Here is a 16,300-nt window from a genome sequence, read left to right as displayed (position 1 = left end):
TTCGGATAAACAATTCACGTGACCGGCCGAACCGTGATCGTGGATGGAGACAATCGGGTTGTTGTCTTCTTCGCACAGCGCACGGACTACATTATAGGCACGTTTCTGCATTTCCGCATTGGCACGCTGAACAGCGTTCAGTTCGATTCCCGATGAGTACCGGCCTGTCTCAACGGAAGAGACCGAACCTCCACCCAGTCCGATGCGATAGTTGTCACCACCCATCACAACGACTTTGTTTCCTTTTTCGGGATGTCCTTTCAGACAGTCGCGCTGCGTACCGTAACCTACTCCTCCGGCCAGCATGATCACTTTGTCGTAGGCATACTTCTCGCCGTTCTCCTGATGCTCGAATGTCAGTACGGAACCGCAAATCAGCGGCTGGCCGAATTTGTTTCCGAAATCGCTGGCACCGTTGGATGCTTTAATCAGGATTTGCTCGGGAGTCTGATACAGCCATTCGCGCACCGGAAGTATGTCTTCCCACGAACGTCCTTCGTCCGTACGCGGATAGGATGTCATATATACCGCAGTTCCGGCAATGGGCCAAGAGCCTTTACCGCCACCCATACGGTCGCGGATTTCACCGCCCGTACCGGTAGAAGCACCGTTGAAAGGTTCTACGGTAGTAGGGAAGTTGTGCGTTTCGGCCTTCAGCGAGATAACGCTCTTGATGTCCTTTACCTGGAAGAAATCGGGTTTGGAGTGGTCTGCCGGGGCAAACTGCTCGATAACCGGACCTTCGGCAAAGGCTACATTATCCTTATAGGCTGATATAATCTTGTTCGGGTTTTCCTGGGTGGTTTTCTTAATCATCTGGAAGAGGGAAGACTCTTGCTCCACTCCGTCGATGATGAATGTGCCGCCGAAGATTTTATGACGGCAGTGCTCGGAGTTGATTTGTGCGAAACCGAATACTTCGGAGTCTGTCAACGGACGTCCCAGATCCTTTTCCACTTTCTTGAGGTAGTCCATCTCTTCTTTGGACAGTGCCAACCCTTCTTTTTCGTTGTATGCTTCCAGGTCGTCGATGTGGACAATCGGTTCCGGTTGGCGGTTGGTCGTAAATACATTTTGGTCCAGACCTTTATACATGCGCTGTAGCATCGGGTCGTGGTCTGCGTTTTCATCTTTTACCGGGAAATATTCTTCGATACGGGCGATACCGTCCAAACCCATGTTCTGGGTGATTTCCACAGCATTGGTACTCCAAGGAGTAATCATTTCGCGGCGCGGACCGACGAAATGTCCTTTCAGGTTGTCTTCACTTTCGGGGGTGGCTTCTCCAAAAAGCCAGCAGAGTTTGTCGCTGTCTGCCTGAGTAAGTTCGTGGTCACATTCTACGGTAATCACGCTCTTGGATGGGGTTCTGAAAAAAAGAATCATATTTTTATTTAAGAGTTTACGATTTGGGCACAAAGATAAGGAAAATCGTTGGTGGTGAGAAAGAAATGGAAATAAAAAAACATCAGCCGGTCGGGGCATTTCCTTGTAACGTCGTCAAACCCTGTTTCCGCCGCAGACGGGAAGTGTGCTTCGTAGGCTGGCGTGTATGTATAAGGTTTTCTCACGAAAAAACGTTAACTCTATCGCTCGTCTCGTAAAAAAGTCCGATATTTGCAGGCATGATTCAGATAGAAACCATATTTGACATATTGTGGAAAGGGTTCATAATCGGTGTTATAGTGTCTGCGCCGTTGGGTCCTGTAGGAGTATTGTGCATTCAGCGCACTTTGAACAAAGGACGCTGGTATGGTTTTGTAACCGGCATAGGGGCATCGCTGAGTGACATTGCATACGCTTTGCTGACGGGCTACGGCATGAGTTTTGTATTCGACTATGTCAATAAGAACATTTTCTATCTGCAACTGTTCGGAAGCATCCTTCTGCTGATATTCGGCATCTATACGTTCCGCAGTAATCCGGTACAGTCCATCCGCCCTGTATCTACCAGTAAAGGCACCTATTTCCACAACTTTATCACAGCGTTCGCCGTCACTCTTTCCAATCCGCTTATCATATTCCTCTTTGTAGGTCTTTTTGCCCGTTTCGCCTTTGTCAGCGAAGGCGTCCTGGTCTTTGAGGCCGTCACGGGATACCTTGCCATTGCTATGGGAGCATTGGCGTGGTGGTTCGGAATAACCTTTTTTGTCAATAAGGTGCGTACGCAATTCAACCTACGCGGCATCTGGATGTTGAACCGTATTATCGGCGGCATTGTCATGGTGGTGTCTGCGCTGGGGTTGGTATTTACGCTGATGGGCGAATCGTTGTATTAGTTTAGGATGGAAAAGCCGGTGCTCCGGTGAAAATGTAAATCATAGATCTCAAATTATAAATCATAAATCCCGACGTGAAGATTTCGCAACAACTGAAAGAGAAGAACATTGCCGAGTATCTTATATATATGTGGCAAGTGGAAGATTTGCTTCGTGCTAACAGGTGCGACATTGATTTGCTTCGCAGTAATATTATCTCCCGCTATCCTGTAGAAGAGCATGCTGCTTTGGAAGAGTGGTATGGCAATCTTGCCGATATGATGCGTGCAGAGGGGGTGACGGAGAAAGGGCATCTGCAGATTAACCGCAACGTTATTCGTAACCTGACGGACCTGCATGCCGAGTTGCTGGCTTCCACGAAGTATCCTTTTTATAATGCGGCATACTTCAAGGCGCTGCCTTTCATTGTAGAACTTCGGCAGAAGGGCGGACAACAGGAAGAACCCGAATTGGAGACCTGTTTCGAGGCGCTTTACGGCGTGCTGTTGCTTCGCTTGCAGAAAAAGGAAATCAGCCAGGGCACCGCCAAGGCGGTAGAGGTTATCAGCGCTTTCCTCTCCTTGCTTGCCAATTATTATGACAAAGACAAGAAAGGTGAGTTGAAACTGGAGAATGACTGACGGTGTATCTGTGTAAGGGATAGGGCAATGGATAGTAAATAGTCAACGTACCTATGTGTGTTAATAAGATATGGAAGATGTCGTTAACCGTAGGGAATAAATAGATAAACACTGAAGATGAATATATTGGTAACCGGTGCCAACGGACAGCTTGGCAATGAGATGCGGGTGCTCTCCGCGGAAAATAAGCAACACACTTGTTTCTTTACGGATGTGCAGGAACTGGATATCTGTGACGAGCAAGCCATACGTGCATTTGTAGCCGAAAACCGGGTGGATGTCATTGTGAACTGTGCCGCTTATACGGCGGTAGACAAGGCGGAGGATAATCCCGGACTTTGCGACAGGCTGAACCATATAGCTCCCGGTTATCTGGCCGCCGCTGCCGAGGCTTGCGGTGCTGCCATGATACAGGTTTCTACGGATTACGTGTTCGATGGAACCGGACATACACCTTATACGGAAGAAACCGTTCCCTGCCCCAATTCGGTTTACGGTTCCACCAAGCTGGCAGGCGAACAGGTGGTTATGCAGCAGTGCAGCCGTGCAATGGTCATTCGCACCGCATGGCTATATTCCATTTACGGCAATAATTTTGTAAAGACAATGATTCGCTTGGGCAATGAGCGTGAGCAGTTGGGTGTCATCTTCGACCAGATTGGCACGCCGACATACGCCAACGACCTGGCGCGTGCTATCTTTGCGGCTATCAATCAGGGCATTGTTCCCGGCATCTACCATTTCAGCAACGAGGGTGTCTGTTCCTGGTACGATTTTACGGTGGCAATTCATCGCATGGCAGGCGTCACCTCATGCAAGGTCAGTCCCTTGCATACGGACGAGTATCCGGCGAAGGCTCCGCGCCCGCACTACTCCGTATTGGATAAGACGAAGATTAAGAAAACATTCGGCATTACAATTCCGCACTGGGAAAAGTCGCTTGAAAAGTGCATTTCTCAGTTGATAGATGATAAATGATAATTGATAGATAGAAATATTCAGTATATGATGAATGAAATAGAGAGAAGAAGAACCTTTGCGATTATCGCGCATCCGGATGCCGGTAAGACATCGTTGACCGAGAAACTGCTGTTGTTCGGCGGTCAGATACAGGTAGCGGGAGCGGTAAAGAGCAATAAGATAAAGAAGACGGCGACATCCGACTGGATGGATATTGAAAAACAGCGCGGTATATCCGTAACTACCTCTGTGATGGAGTTCGATTACCGCGATTATAAAGTCAACATTCTCGATACTCCGGGTCACCAGGACTTTGCCGAAGACACATATCGTACGCTGACGGCAGTAGACAGTGTTATCATCGTTGTGGATGGTGCAAAAGGTGTGGAGACCCAGACGCGTAAACTGATGGAGGTCTGCCGTATGCGCAATACACCGGTGATTATCTTTATCAATAAGATGGACCGTGAGGCAAAAGACCCGTTCGATTTGCTGGACGAACTGGAGGAAGAACTCTCCATCCACGTCCGTCCTTTGACGTGGCCTATCGAGAGCGGTGCCCGTTTCAAAGGGGTTTACAACATCTACGAACATAACCTGAACCTCTACCAACCCTCCAAACAAGTAGTGACAGAGAAGGTAGAAGTGGATATCAACACGGAAGAACTGGACAATCGTATCGGTGCTCCGTTGGCAGACAAGCTGCGCGGCGAACTGGAACTGATAGACGGAGTGTATCCCGAATTTCAGGTGGAAGATTACCTGAAAGGCGAATTGGCTCCCGTATTCTTCGGTTCTGCCTTGAACAACTTCGGTGTGCAGGAATTGCTGGACTGCTTTGTGGAGATAGCTCCCAGTCCCCGTTCTGTAAAGGCGGAAGAACGTGAAGTGGAACCTGCCGAACCGAAATTCACGGGATTTATCTTCAAGATTACCGCCAATATCGACCCTAACCACCGTTCGTGCATCGCATTCTGTAAAATATGCTCCGGCAAGTTCACCCGCAACGCGCCTTACCTGCATGTGCGCCACGGCAAGACAATGCGTTTTTCCTCGCCCACGCAGTTCATGGCGCAGCGCAAGACTACCGTTGACGAGGCATGGGCGGGAGACATCATCGGTCTGCCGGACAACGGCACGTTCAAGATTGGCGACACGCTGACCGAGGGCGAGATGCTCCATTTCCGCGGACTGCCCAGTTTCTCGCCGGAGATGTTCAAGTACATTGAGAATGCCGATCCGATGAAGCAGAAACAGCTTGCCAAAGGCATCGACCAGTTGATGGATGAGGGTGTGGCTCAGTTGTTTGTTAACCAGTTCAACGGGCGTAAGATTATCGGTACGGTAGGACAACTGCAGTTCGAGGTCATCCAATACCGCCTGGAGAACGAATACAGTGCCAAGTGCCGTTGGGAGCCGTTGAGCCTCTACAAGGCTTGTTGGATTGAGAGCGATGATCCCGCCGAACTGGAGTCCTTCAAGAAACGCAAGTACCAGTATATGGCGAAAGATCGCGAGGGCAGGGATGTGTTCCTGGCAGATAGCGGCTATGTACTGCAAATGGCGCAGATGGACTTCAAGAATATAAAGTTCCACTTCACGAGCGAGTTCTGACGGGTATTACCCGAAATGGAACAGGGATGATAACGAATGCCGTTATCTGATTTTCCCATAGTCAACCGGCGTAAATCAACTACGCCGGTTGTTTCATATCGCTTCACATCCATTTGACTGTGTGCGATATCGGAGGAAACGGAACTTTTACCTTTATCTCCACTATCCGCAACGTGCTTATCAGTTACGATATCAATACCCGCTTGGGCAAGCTGACTTGGGACATTTGTTCCATGTGTGAGTTTATCCGGCTGCTGCACGAATCGGTGGCAATCCGCGAACGCGTGAGTGTCACGATTGTGTCTTGGGCGGAATTAATCTTCCGAAAAACTTGTTTGTCAGACGGATTCATCGTATCTTCGCTCCGTATGGATGTGCCGGCTACGAATAGGGTGCTTCTTGGTATATATTGACAAGTAATACAATTTTAAATGAAAGGTGACAGTTATGGGAAGTAATTATATTCGTTTCGATTGGGCCATGAAGCGCCTGTTGCGTAATAAAGTGAACTTTGGTGTGCTCGAAGGTTTTCTGACTACGCTTCTGAAAGAAAATATCACAATCCAAAAGTTGCTGGAAAGTGAAAGCAACCAGGAAGATGAGTTTGACAAGTACAACCGCGTGGATATGCTTGCCGAGAACTCCAAAGGAGAACTGATTCTGATAGAAGTACAGAACAACAACGAATATGCCTATTTCCAGCGTATGCTGTTCGGAGCTTCCAAATTAGTCACCGAATACATCAACCGTGGTGAAGGCTACGACAAAGTCCGCAAGGTCTATAGCGTGAACATCGTCTATTTCTCTTTGGGGCATGGTAAGGACATCGTGTATCATGGCAAGACCGAATTTCGTGGCATTCATCAGGGTGACATTCTCGAACTGACTCCTTTCCAAAGGCAGACATTCAAGGTGGATTGTGTAAGCCAGCTTTACCCGGAATACTATATATTAAAGGTAAATGATTTCAACCAAGTAGCCAAAAGCCCTTTGGAAGAGTGGATTTATTACCTCAATACCGGAAATATTCCCGATGATGCCACCGCTCCCGGTTTGCCGGAGGTGCGTGAACGGTTGAAGTTGGATCGTATGTCCAAGGGGGAACTTGAGGCATATTATCGTCATTTGGACAATATTGTCATCCTTCGTGATAATATAAATACGGAACGTGCCGAAGGTCGTGCTGAGGGTCGTGTTGAAGGTCGTGCTGAAGGACGTGTTGAAGGGCTTGCCGAAGGACTCGTTCAAGGCCGTACGGAAGAGCGTTACTCCATAGCCCGAAATCTGAAACAACTTGGCGCTTCCGATGACGTTGTGATAAAGGCCACCGGGCTTTCTCCCGAGGAAATAAGCAACTTGTAAGGTCGGAGAGAGTTCATGAAGATGATAGCTGTGCCGGTGAAGTATGTATATGCCTTTTTTCTCCTGACCTTCTTTTTGTGTCTGACATCTTGTTCACATCCGGATAGGGATATCTTGTTGCGTTACGAACGCTCCCTTGTCCAAGCCGATTCGTTGGTGCAGGGTGGTGGTGTGGATAGTGTCCGGATTGTTCATCTGCTCTCCTCCCTGCATCGTGAATATGAGCAGGCAAAGGAACTCTCAGGCGGGAAAAAGGTCCGCTTAGTGCCTGCCGACAGATGGAAGCAGTTTGGTTGGCTCTCATTTTCGGCACTGATGATAGGGCTTAACGTATGGTTCTCTATCCGGGATATCCACTTCTCCAGAGATCGTAAATATCGCCGTTACCTTGTCGACTTGAGCGAGAACGAGCAACGTCTGCGCAATAACGGTCGCGAGCGTGCCGAGCTGGAGGAGTGTCTGAAAGAAATGTCGCTGGAAGATGATGAACGCGAAGAGGTGCAACGCTCTTTGACGAACCTGCTGGCGCATGGCAACCGTTTGTGCGAAGAGAACGAATCGCTCAGCATCCGTCTCAAGGCGTACGAAGACCGTGCCGTGCCCCGCGAATTGGAATTGCTGACGAAGGAAAGCGAGCGCGCCCGGCAGCTGGACAGACAGGTACAGGCGCTCACAGCCTCCCTGATAGATGGCGATGAAGTGGTGGCACAGCTGCGCAACCATCCCAAATTCCTTACCGATAGCCGCTGGAACTATTTGCGGAAACTCACCGACCGTGTGTACGAGGGTGCTTCCACTCGTCTTGTCGCCCGTTTCCCCCAACTGACGCCTGCCGACCTCCAACTCTGCCTGCTGATGCGCCTGCGCTTCACGAATGCACAGATAGCCACGCTTACGGCGGTTTCTCCCGCTTCCGTCTCCCAGCAGAAATTCCGCCTGAAGAAGCGGCTGATGCAGGCGGAGGAATCCTTGTTCAAGGATGGAGAGACGTTGGACGAGGTAGTGTGCCGTGTCTGAATATCACTTTTCTGATGATAAAATATACGGACGTATTATGCTGCTGCAAACAGGCTCTCTGAATGGAATCAGAAGAGGAGCTGCTTTCACTCCGATACTGAACCCTATTCAGTCGTATACTGAATGCCATTCAGTCGTATAGTGAATCCTATTCAGTCGTATACTGAACTATCCCCACGCGAGAAGGTGTTCTGAGAGGGGAGGCTTGTGGTATACTGATAACTTGAATAGGCAACCTTCTTGTTTTTGAAAAATGTTATAAAATATACTTGTATAATAATGGATTTTGTGTCTTAAATATTTAAGTATGTTAAAAACAATATTGTGTTTGTGTATTTGAATAAATTTTAGAATATTTGAATGGCTTTTGATATATACGGTATATATAAGGTGCTATATTTATCGCATTTTTATTTAATACAATATCGTATTTCTATACTTATTGGTGGATTTCATACAAAGATTTATTTAATACTAATTGTTAAATAAATTGTTTAAGTCATTATTGACAGGTATGTACCTTGCTGTTGTTCTGATAGGAATCAATATATATACTAACAATTTATTAATGTATTACTATGAAACAACCGATTTTCGAAACAATTAGTGTAGTGGGTTTACTGTTGATTACTTCATTTGGTCATGCCCAACTCACGCCACCGTTTAATGTCAGAAATCAACGTACGGTACAACTTTATCAGTTGACTCCACAACAAGCGAATGATTATCAGAGGGTATTGGATGGAATCTTGCAAAAATGGAAGGTTGTAAAAGACAGTAAATGTTCACCTGCTGAGCGTAAGGAAGCAGAACAAAAGTTACAAAATGAACTTTGTGCCAATGTAAGGAAAATTTTTCCGGATACACAATATGTATTGTGGGATAGGAATCATAGAGGTAACTTAACGGTACGTTTCTATAAGGAGGATTTGGGAATGGATAATGACCAATTTGCCAAATTCCGTATCTTGACGCAAACATATTCTACTCAGAAAACACAAATATCAGGTATGAACTTGTTGGAAGCAGAACGTTCGGAACGTAGAGCCAAAGCATTCCAAGAATTTTCTAATGGATTATATAACATTGTGTCAAAGGAACTTGCTGATTATTTGATTTACGAGAACCGTATTTTGAATGCGGCGAAGATATTAAGCAAGAAATACACTATCCTGTCGGAAAATAAAGCCGTGCGGTACGCCATGTTGAAGTTTCGCCATGAAGAGGAATTGGAGAAGTTGGAAATGCAAAAACTTCCCCAAAAGCTTTTTAAAAAAGCCAAAAACGAGTTATTGGATAATTACGAGAAATCTCTTCTTAGCTTTCTCACTAATGAGGAGTATGTGGCTTGCAATAAATCCAGAGACCAATTGACGGACAAGAAATTCGCACAGGAATACAAAATGTCAAATGCGCAACTAGCTAAATACAAAGAACTTCGCAAGCGTTTGGCGATGAAAGAACTTACCATAAAGCAAAACAAGAAAGATAAAGCCGATAAACCTGTCAAATTGCAGGCTGCACGAAAGGAATTTGAAAAGGATATGGAAAAATTATTGGGAGCGGAACAATATAAACGTTGGAAAAAGAACGAAGTGCTAAAGGAAAAAAAGAAACAGAAATAAATATGTTATGATATCAATGTATCTAATATGAAAAACGTTTATGAAGAATTCTAAATATTTTAAATCGTTTCTATTGTTGTGCTGTGTCAGTTTGTTGTTTCAATCGGTAGTTGCGCAGGAACGTGAACAAAATCAAAAGGCGGAATGCTTTTGGACGCTTGATGAAATTCCGGGCTGGATACAGGAAAACATTAAATTTCCAAAAGCGGCATATCTGTATGGGATGGCAGGTGTTGAACAATTCGTCGTCAGTGCCGCTTGGGATGGAAGGGTTTTCATTACAAGCGGATTGAATACACTTAATCCTGCTTTCGAGAAAGAAATCAAAAGCGTGTTGGACAAAGCTCCGAAGTGTCGGTTTGCAGGAAATGAGATAAAGGATATCTATAAGCGGGTCGAAATAGATTTTACAGCTTATGTTCCTGAAGCCGTACGGTCGGACATACGGCTTGTTGAACGGCATCTTCCGCCCTGTTTCACATTGTATGGAGAAAAGATGCAAAGGCTGAAAGGGAGAGAACGGTTTGTGAAGTGGCTTTCTGCAAAGTTTGATTTAATCCGGAAGAATGGGATTGCCGGTTATAACGATACGATATTCTTGTGTTATACGGTATCGGAAAGTGGTAAGTTGAAGAATATCCGCGTGGAAGATTGTAAGGATGAATCGGTAAGGACTGATTTGGAGAGCATAATGAAACGTTCTCCTAAATGGACTCCTGGCATAACCGAAAGTAAAGAACCTATACCTGTATCCATAAAGGAAAGAGTCATTTTAAAAGCGGATGGACAGGGCGGGTCGGCTTCGCTGGAGATTTATATGGATGACGTATGCCGGAATTCCACTTCCGCACCGACAGACCCTGATATGATTGTGTTAAATCCCGAAGTGCGTATACGGTATGGCGGTGGCAACGAAAATTTTATGAAAACCATACACGATAATCTGCAGGTCGATGGAAAAGTGAAATTTGCCGGTACTTTTGTGGTTGAGAAAGACGGTCGGGCTACCAACATACATACCATATCGACAGACAGCCGGGCAGATAGCGTGATTATCGCATTGGTGGAACAAGCCCGATGGATACCGGCGCAACAAGGTGGTGTAAATGTCAGAGGGATATATACCTTTGCAGGTGTACAGTTGCCGCCTGCCCGGAAAGTGTATGGAACTCCACCGCATAAAAATTCCCAAAAAGAACGGTGGGAATATTTCAGACAGGCTTATCCGGAAGTGGATGCTGTGGTGGATGGGGAACGAAAATTCAAAACTTTAAGTTATGACGATTATCAAGAGGCATTGATGATGCGTGGCTTTCATGTAGTTCCGATAAAGATAAAGGGATATACTACTAAGAAATAGTACGGATTATACTTTCATTTTGAAAAGAAACTGTTTTCGACTTATATTTAGAATCATAATTTAAAACTTAAGGTATTATATGAAAAAGACAATTACTATTCTTGTACTTTTTATAGGAGTTATAGTTATTTCTTACTCTTGTCAAGATACATTGAATAATTTACCTACTGAGAAATGTATAATAGAGAATGCACTTACAGTAGAAGAAGCAAAAGCTTTTTTTAATTCTCATCAGTTATCAGCATTGATAACAAGAAGTATTGATGATGTAAAAGAATGTTTGTTGCCAGGAGATTATTCCCCAAATTGGGAGCAAGCTGTTCCTTCATCCAATAAGAATATATCCAATATTGATATTCCTATTTTGCCACAATATAAATATAGAGTTGTTCGTTGTAAAATGAACAATGGGGTGGCGCGAGCATATACAGTGAACATTACGCAAAAAATTGTAGTTTCTAAAAATTTGGAAAACAACAAATTAGGATTGTATCATATAACCCTTATACCTGACAATTCTTATTATAAGAAAAATAAAGGAGATATTAGTTCGCATTTTATTAGTCATGGTGATAAAAATAATTATAGTGGTTTGGTTATTTATTCACTTCCGCAAATAAAAAAGCCTGTGAAGTTAGAAAAGTATGTATCTGGAGAAAAAATATTTAGTATGTTGATACCTGCTACAACAAAAGAAAGAACGTACTTAAAGATGAGTATATTTAATAGATTGATGGATAATATGAAATTTGCTGTTTCTCAATCTGTTGCACAAACCCGATTTGGAGAATACGATAGTTTTTGGGAATGGTTTGAAGAAGAAGTTTTTCCTGATGCGGAGGATGGTGATCGTTACACAATGGAACAAGATGGTGAAGGGTGGTATTTAGATGATGGAGAGGGAGGTAGAATTGATATTCCAGATGATTTAGTTGATGATGAGGAACTTGATAATGATTGGTTTGAACCGGGTAATTGGTCGCCGCATGATGATTTTGATAATTCTGATGACTTCAACTCCGGTGAAGCTGATGTCAATTATGAGTTCGGTCCTTGGCTGCAAGTTTATCATAAATCGTGCGGACAATTATTAATGGTGGCAAATTGGAATGATTGGGATGGTGGAGCATTGTATTGCTCAAAATGCCGTAAGTCAGTGACAGACTTTGTATATACTTATTCTTATTATTAATAAATATTATGCAGCTAAATATTAAATATGTTTTACGCATATTGTATGTCAGTGTTCAGCTTGTTTCCTGTCAATCTGTCGACAAAGAAGTGCGCGAGGTGTTAAGTATCGCTTCGTCCCGGCAGCAGGAAGAATTATCCGGTTTTATTACCCATTATTCCGGTGAAAAGGATAGACAACAGAGTGCGATGTTCATTGTAGCCAATCTTGCGGACAAATATTCCGTAACGGGAGCAAGCAGCATTGCCTATCAAGAGTATATGGACTCCGTTTCGGGCAATGTCTCGACTGCCAACAACCGCAGAGGGTATAAATATCAGAAGAAGGCCGCTGTCTCATCCCGGAAACAAACTTCCCGGCGTGTTCCTGACATTGAGCGACTGCAAGCAGATTCGATGATTGAACATTTGAATGCGGCTTATCGGCTATGGGAACAGGCCCCTTGGAGTTCTGTATATTCGGAAGACATCTTTCGGAAGTATATTCTTCCTTATCGCATTGCGGATGAACCTTTAGAATATTATTGGCGTACCGATGCGTATATGCGCCACAACGGCTGCTTGCAGGCTTATAAAGATTCAAGTATAATTGCCGCCTGTGCATCCGTTTATCGGAATTTGGATTACCAAACCAACAACCTGTTTTGGGGAGAACCTTTGCAGGCTTATTCAGCCAACGTCCGTTACGGGCGGGGTACGTGTAGCGACTATGCCGTGTATACGGCAATGGTGATGCGTGCATTGGGCATTCCTACTACATTGGACTTTGTACCCTTTTGGGGAGACAACAACAACGGTCACTCCTTTAATGCCTTAATCTTGCCTGATGGTTCGTGCAGGGGATATAACAATAAAGAGGATTTGTTGTCCGGGCTGCATCTTTCCGGAAAAGTTCCTAAGGTGTACAGGCGTGAGTTTGAGGTGCAACGTAGCACCCTGTTGTATAAATATAAGGATACGGAATATATTCCATCCCTCTTTGCCGAACATAACATAAAAGATGTGACGGGCGATTACGACATACCGATGACGGACGTGACACTTCGAACCACATTGCACTCTCCTCAAACGCATATCGCCTATTTGGCAGTGTTTTCACCGGATGATTGGCGGCCTGTGGCATGGGGAGAGTGTAAGCATGGGAAAGTTGTATTCCGGAATGTCGGTACGGGATATACATCGCACGATGCTCCTTCGACCAAAGGAGAGGATTACAGAGAAGGCGGTTTGTTTTTACCGGTCTGCTATACCCGTACGGGGGATATGACGCCCGTGGCTTATCCGTTTATTTTACAGGAAAACGGTGCAACCCGTTATCTGATGCCGGATACCGGAAAAAGGGAGACGATACGAATCTGCCGTAAATATCCCCGCAAGACGCGGATTATAGAGTTTGCCGAAAAGATGCGGGGCGGTTATTTCGAACTGTCGAACCAACCGGATTTTTCGGATGCGGAAGTGGTATGTTTTGTGGACAGCACTCCGCAAAGCCACCTGCAAACGGTACGATTGCCGGAAGGGACGAAGCGTCGCTATATGCGTTTCTATAAGCGAAGAGGTGGCATATCCATAGGTGAAATGGGATGCCTGGATGAAGATGGAAAAATCATTCCAGGGAATGTGATAGCAGACGTCGTGCTTCAGGAGGATAGTGAACTGCAAAATATTCACGACGGAAGTGTCCTTTCTTATTTTGACATCAGTGGGCTGAAAGACACATGGTTCGGCATCGATTTCGGAAAACCCGTCCCGCTGAAAGAACTGTATTTCTGTCCACGGACGGACGACAATGATGTATCGCCGGGAGACGTGTACGAACTGTTCTACTGGAATAAAGGATGGAACAGTTTAGGCAGGCAGATTGCCATCGACAATGTGCTTACGTATAATCAAGTTCCCGAAAACGCCCTGCTATGGCTTCGTAATCTTACCAAAGGACATGAAGAACGTCCCTTTACATACGAAAATGGGAAACAAATATGGTGGTAGCTCTTAATTTATTAATCATTAATATCTAAATATGAAGAAAATAGTTTATTTTTGTATTGTTCTGTGCTTGTCGTTCCTTACGGCTTCCTTTTGGAACTGCACGGATTCGGAGCTTGTGAAAGGTAGTCCGCAAGTTCCGCACAAGGATTTTAGTTTGGAGGAAGCGAAGGAGTTCTTTGAAAAACAATACTTAAAGAACGTGCCTGTGACACGTGCTTTGAATAAAGGAAAGAAAAAACGGCTGGTTACTCCCGGTGATTTTGTCCCTCAATGGGAAAAGGCGACTGCTTCTGCCAGAGCAGGATTGGCGTGCTATGATATTCCCATAGAGAATGATGTCCATTACAAAGCTTTATATAGCATCTACCATAATGGTAAAGCTAAAGCATATTCTGTTAATGTCTACCAGAAATTGGTGATTGTGAAGAACCAATCGACAGGCAATATGGGAACATATATTCTAAACCTGATACCTACTGCGGAATATGATAAAAAATATCTGAAGCAAGTTGGTAATCGGTTTGTAAATTGTGCAGATAAGGGTGGTTTTTCCGGTATAGCTTTTTATACAATACCCAACTTGGACAGGATTCTTCGAGTGAATTATTATGAAAACGGTGTCAAGAAGAAAGGGGTCTTTTTGCTTGGCAAGCGTGAGCAGATGGAAGAGAAAATGAAAGTTGCCTGCCAAATCTTACATGGTGTTGTTGTGAAAGGAAAGAAAAAAATAGCAACGCGTGGATATGGTGAGGATGATTGGTGGGAATACGATGATTGGTGGGATGATTATGACGATGATGATGATGATTTTTATGATGATACGGATAAAGAAGATTTTCTTTGGGACATGAATAGTGGGGCATTTCTTAATCCTGATGATTTTGATTCAGGTAATGGGACATTTACAGAAACAGAAGATGGTGTTATATATATAGATCAAAATGGTAATGTTTTTGAAATGGAAGATACTGACGGAGACGGATGGTTAGATACTCCAATCGCTTCTGAAGTTGTGATAGAGCCGGAAGAGAATCTTGATTGGGATACAGGTAATGAGGAATGGATGGAAGCAACAAGACCAGGTGGAATAGATTATGAAGATCCGGATGATGAAGAGGATGACAATAATGATGATGATGGTTCCAATACTGATTTTACAGAAGAGAAAGACAAGGGTAAGAATGATGAACAAGAAAAAGAACAAGATAGTGAGTATGAACGAGAGTTTGCAATCGCATTAAGTGAGATAACTCCAATTCTTGATAAACTTGGAATTGACTTAAAAGAATATAAGATAGAACTCAATAAAGAACACTGTGCAGCTAATGCTAAAGCATTAGCTGATAATACGATTGCTGTTTGTACTCAATTTTTTAATTACACACGATATGATCAGGCTTCTATAATATGGCATGAAATATACCATATAAATAGTGGACATAATTCGGTAGGGGCAGAATCAAGTATTAGAATTGAATTGCCAATGCCGCCGACAGATATTTTAGAAGGTCTTAAAATTTATATAGAGTGGGCCAACAAGGATATGACTCCTGATATAATGGATTTGGTAAAAGCTGAACATTTACAATATCTGTTAGTAGAAGAAAAGACAAGAGATATTCAATGGTATAATAATGAAGTAGAGACTTATGCCGCTGAAAAAAATAATGGTATACCTAAGTCTGATTACTATGAAGGATTAATGAATTTTTATGAATGGAAATACGAACAGATAGTATCTCGTTTGGATGAATAATAAATAAAAACAAATAGTTATGAAACAAATATTATTACTGATATGTATCATTTTCCCGATACATGGAATTGCTCAAATAAATATGCAAATAGATTACGATAATGCGAGTAAAAAGGTAACTTTGTTCCTAAAAAATGAGACGGAAAAAGTTTTCAAATTTGTTCCTATAGAGGGAACTGTCTATGAGTATGTATCTTCTATTTCATTTTTGTATAAAGATGAGAATGGAAATATTCTTTGTAGTAGAGAGCGATTTATTTATGATGATCAATATCATCAGCAAATCAGGAAAGGTCAGTTTCTTGCTCCATATGAAGAGAAACAATATGTACATAGTTTAGTTAGATGGTGCCAAAATGTTAATATTCATACTGTAGATATAACCGTTAAGATAGATGCAAGAATTATAGGTAAGAAAGAAAATGGGAAAATAATAAAGTCTGATGGAACTTATAAGACGGAGTTTAAAAAGACGGTTTTATGGAAATAGAAACTTGAACAGATTATTTAAGTTGAAGAATAAATAT

Annotated in this window: 14 protein-coding genes; 13 read left to right on the top strand and 1 reads right to left on the bottom strand. The window is 43.6% G+C overall.

The window, feature by feature from the left end; translation table 11 throughout:
* Nucleotides 1-1,386, bottom strand: a 1,386-nt coding sequence (locus QZ327_RS00205) for an AIR synthase-related protein (RefSeq protein WP_294616312.1), incomplete at its 3' end; no start/stop codon positions are given.
* A gap of 239 nt (nucleotides 1,387-1,625) precedes the next feature.
* On the opposite strand from QZ327_RS00205, the gene QZ327_RS00200 reads away from it, so the two are divergent.
* The 13 genes from QZ327_RS00200 (at nucleotide 1,626) to QZ327_RS00140 (ending at nucleotide 16,263) form a co-directional block, all read left to right on the top strand.
* On the top strand, nucleotides 1,626-2,279 hold the full coding sequence (locus QZ327_RS00200; RefSeq protein WP_294616118.1) for a LysE family transporter: 654 nt from the start codon (nucleotides 1,626-1,628) through the stop codon (nucleotides 2,277-2,279).
* A 74-nt stretch (nucleotides 2,280-2,353) separates the two neighbouring features.
* Nucleotides 2,354-2,899 carry a DUF4924 family protein gene (locus QZ327_RS00195; RefSeq protein ID WP_294616117.1) on the top strand — a complete coding sequence of 182 codons (546 nt, stop codon included), beginning with the start codon at nucleotides 2,354-2,356 and terminating at the stop codon, nucleotides 2,897-2,899.
* 117 nt (nucleotides 2,900-3,016) lie between these two features.
* The gene (gene rfbD, locus QZ327_RS00190) at nucleotides 3,017-3,877 is read left to right on the top strand and encodes a dTDP-4-dehydrorhamnose reductase (RefSeq protein ID WP_294616116.1); all 861 of its coding nucleotides are present in this window, start codon (nucleotides 3,017-3,019) and stop codon (nucleotides 3,875-3,877) included.
* Nucleotides 3,878-3,904: 27 nt separating this feature from the next.
* Nucleotides 3,905-5,473 (top strand): peptide chain release factor 3, encoded by a 1,569-nt coding sequence (locus tag QZ327_RS00185; RefSeq protein ID WP_294616115.1) that lies wholly within the window; start codon nucleotides 3,905-3,907, stop codon nucleotides 5,471-5,473.
* A gap of 119 nt (nucleotides 5,474-5,592) precedes the next feature.
* On the top strand, nucleotides 5,593-5,886 hold the full coding sequence (locus tag QZ327_RS00180) for a hypothetical protein (RefSeq protein WP_294616114.1): 294 nt from the start codon (nucleotides 5,593-5,595) through the stop codon (nucleotides 5,884-5,886).
* 34 nt (nucleotides 5,887-5,920) lie between these two features.
* Nucleotides 5,921-6,835 carry an Rpn family recombination-promoting nuclease/putative transposase gene (locus QZ327_RS00175; protein ID WP_294616113.1) on the top strand — a complete coding sequence of 305 codons (915 nt, stop codon included), beginning with the start codon at nucleotides 5,921-5,923 and terminating at the stop codon, nucleotides 6,833-6,835.
* Nucleotides 6,836-6,856: 21 nt separating this feature from the next.
* Nucleotides 6,857-7,852: a hypothetical protein gene (locus tag QZ327_RS00170; protein ID WP_294616311.1), complete on the top strand. Its 996-nt coding sequence runs from the start codon at nucleotides 6,857-6,859 to the stop codon at nucleotides 7,850-7,852.
* 578 nt (nucleotides 7,853-8,430) lie between these two features.
* Nucleotides 8,431-9,477, top strand: a complete 1,047-nt coding sequence (locus QZ327_RS00165; RefSeq protein ID WP_294616112.1) for a hypothetical protein — start codon at nucleotides 8,431-8,433, stop codon at nucleotides 9,475-9,477.
* A 40-nt stretch (nucleotides 9,478-9,517) separates the two neighbouring features.
* Nucleotides 9,518-10,837 carry a hypothetical protein gene (locus tag QZ327_RS00160; protein WP_294616111.1) on the top strand — a complete coding sequence of 440 codons (1,320 nt, stop codon included), beginning with the start codon at nucleotides 9,518-9,520 and terminating at the stop codon, nucleotides 10,835-10,837.
* Between the two features lie 79 nt (nucleotides 10,838-10,916).
* A complete protein-coding gene (locus QZ327_RS00155) occupies nucleotides 10,917-12,029 on the top strand; it encodes a hypothetical protein (RefSeq protein ID WP_294616110.1) in 1,113 nt (370 codons plus the stop codon).
* Nucleotides 12,030-12,037: 8 nt separating this feature from the next.
* The gene (locus QZ327_RS00150) at nucleotides 12,038-14,017 is read left to right on the top strand and encodes a transglutaminase-like domain-containing protein (RefSeq protein WP_294616109.1); all 1,980 of its coding nucleotides are present in this window, start codon (nucleotides 12,038-12,040) and stop codon (nucleotides 14,015-14,017) included.
* 31 nt (nucleotides 14,018-14,048) lie between these two features.
* Nucleotides 14,049-15,773 (top strand): hypothetical protein, encoded by a 1,725-nt coding sequence (locus QZ327_RS00145; RefSeq protein ID WP_294616108.1) that lies wholly within the window; start codon nucleotides 14,049-14,051, stop codon nucleotides 15,771-15,773.
* Between the two features lie 19 nt (nucleotides 15,774-15,792).
* Nucleotides 15,793-16,263: a hypothetical protein gene (locus QZ327_RS00140; protein WP_294616107.1), complete on the top strand. Its 471-nt coding sequence runs from the start codon at nucleotides 15,793-15,795 to the stop codon at nucleotides 16,261-16,263.
* The last annotated feature ends 37 nt before the right edge of the window (nucleotides 16,264-16,300 follow it).

It is taken from the genome of uncultured Bacteroides sp., from assembly GCF_910578895.1.
Lineage (GTDB): Bacteria > Bacteroidota > Bacteroidia > Bacteroidales > Bacteroidaceae > Bacteroides.
Note: the sequence above shows the minus strand (reverse complement) of the source record. Positions and strands in the feature narration are given on the sequence as shown.

Bases quoted from the DNA above. Each gene is read 5' to 3' on its own strand.
- QZ327_RS00200 (WP_294616118.1), top strand. From the start codon at position 1,626: ATGATTCAGATAGAAACCATATTTGACATATTGTGGAAAGGGTTCATA.
- rfbD (WP_294616116.1), top strand. From the start codon at position 3,017: ATGAATATATTGGTAACCGGTGCCAACGGACAGCTTGGCAATGAGATG.
- QZ327_RS00185 (WP_294616115.1), top strand. From the start codon at position 3,905: ATGATGAATGAAATAGAGAGAAGAAGAACCTTTGCGATTATCGCGCAT.
- QZ327_RS00175 (WP_294616113.1), top strand. From the start codon at position 5,921: ATGGGAAGTAATTATATTCGTTTCGATTGGGCCATGAAGCGCCTGTTG.
- QZ327_RS00170 (WP_294616311.1), top strand. From the start codon at position 6,857: ATGATAGCTGTGCCGGTGAAGTATGTATATGCCTTTTTTCTCCTGACC.
- QZ327_RS00165 (WP_294616112.1), top strand. From the start codon at position 8,431: ATGAAACAACCGATTTTCGAAACAATTAGTGTAGTGGGTTTACTGTTG.
- QZ327_RS00160 (WP_294616111.1), top strand. From the start codon at position 9,518: ATGAAGAATTCTAAATATTTTAAATCGTTTCTATTGTTGTGCTGTGTC.
- QZ327_RS00155 (WP_294616110.1), top strand. From the start codon at position 10,917: ATGAAAAAGACAATTACTATTCTTGTACTTTTTATAGGAGTTATAGTT.
- QZ327_RS00150 (WP_294616109.1), top strand. From the start codon at position 12,038: ATGCAGCTAAATATTAAATATGTTTTACGCATATTGTATGTCAGTGTT.
- QZ327_RS00145 (WP_294616108.1), top strand. From the start codon at position 14,049: ATGAAGAAAATAGTTTATTTTTGTATTGTTCTGTGCTTGTCGTTCCTT.
- QZ327_RS00140 (WP_294616107.1), top strand. From the start codon at position 15,793: ATGAAACAAATATTATTACTGATATGTATCATTTTCCCGATACATGGA.